General features: G+C 64.3%; 1 protein-coding gene. It reads left to right on the top strand.

Going from position 1 to position 1,130, the window contains the following annotated elements:
- Positions 1-2 precede the first annotated feature (2 nt).
- A partial coding sequence (gene hutU, locus ACGFNI_RS35835; RefSeq protein WP_393689930.1) for a urocanate hydratase occupies positions 3-1,130 on the top strand: 1,128 nt, incomplete at its 3' end.

Raw genomic sequence — 1,130 nt, 5'->3', positions numbered from 1 at the left:
AGCTGAACACCTTGGGGTGGCAGCAGGAGGCTGCGTTGCGGATGTTGCAGAACAACTTGGATCCGGAGGTGGCTGAGCATCCGGAGAAGTTGGTGGTGTACGGGGGGACGGGGAAGGCGGCGCGGGACTGGCGTTCGTTCGATGCGATGGTGCGGACGCTGGGGTCGTTGAAGCAGGACGAGACGATGCTGGTGCAGTCGGGGCGTCCGGTGGGGGTGATGCAGACGCATGAGTGGGCGCCGCGGGTGTTGATCGCGAATTCGAATCTGGTGGGTGACTGGGCGAACTGGGAGGAGTTCCGGCGTCTGGAGCAGCTGGGTTTGACGATGTATGGGCAGATGACGGCGGGGTCGTGGATTTATATCGGCACGCAGGGGATTTTGCAGGGGACGTATGAGACGTTCGCTGCGGTGGCGGCGAAGAAGTTCGGGGGTTCGCTGGCGGGGACGATTACGTTGACGGCTGGTCTGGGTGGGATGGGGGGTGCGCAGCCGCTGGCGGTGACGATGAATGACGGGGTGGCGATCTGTATTGACTGTGATCCGCGGGCGATTGAGCGGCGGATCGAGCATCGTTATCTGGATGTGCGGGCGGATTCGCCGGCGCAGGCGTTGGAGTGGGCGGTTCAGGCGCGGGATGCGCGGCGTCCGTTGTCGATCGGGTTGCTGGGGAATGCGGCGGAGTTGTTGCCGCGGATGCTGGCGGAGGGGGCGCCGGTGGACATTGTGACGGATCAGACGAGTGCGCATGATCCGTTGTCGTATCTGCCGGTGGGTGTGGAGTTCGGGGAGATGGCCGCCTTGGCGGCGGCGGATCCTGCGGGGTTCACGGTGCGGGCGCGGGAGTCGATGGCGGCGCATGTGGAGGCGATGGTCGGGTTTTTGGATGCGGGGGCTGAGGTCTTCGATTACGGGAATTCGATCCGGGGGGAGGCGCAGTTGGCGGGTTTCGGGCGGGCGTTTGCTTTTCCGGGGTTTGTGCCTGCGTATATCCGTCCGTTGTTCTGTGAGGGGAAGGGTCCTTTCCGGTGGGCGGCGTTGTCGGGTGAGGCGTCGGATATCGCGGCGACGGACCGGGCGCTTGTGGAGTTGTTTCCTGAGAATGAGTCGTTGCACCGGTGGTTGAGGATG

Origin of the sequence: Streptomyces sp. NPDC048644 (assembly GCF_043199105.1) — a bacterium.
Lineage (GTDB): Bacteria > Actinomycetota > Actinomycetes > Streptomycetales > Streptomycetaceae > Streptomyces.
This window is presented reverse-complemented; position numbering and strand designations above follow the sequence as displayed.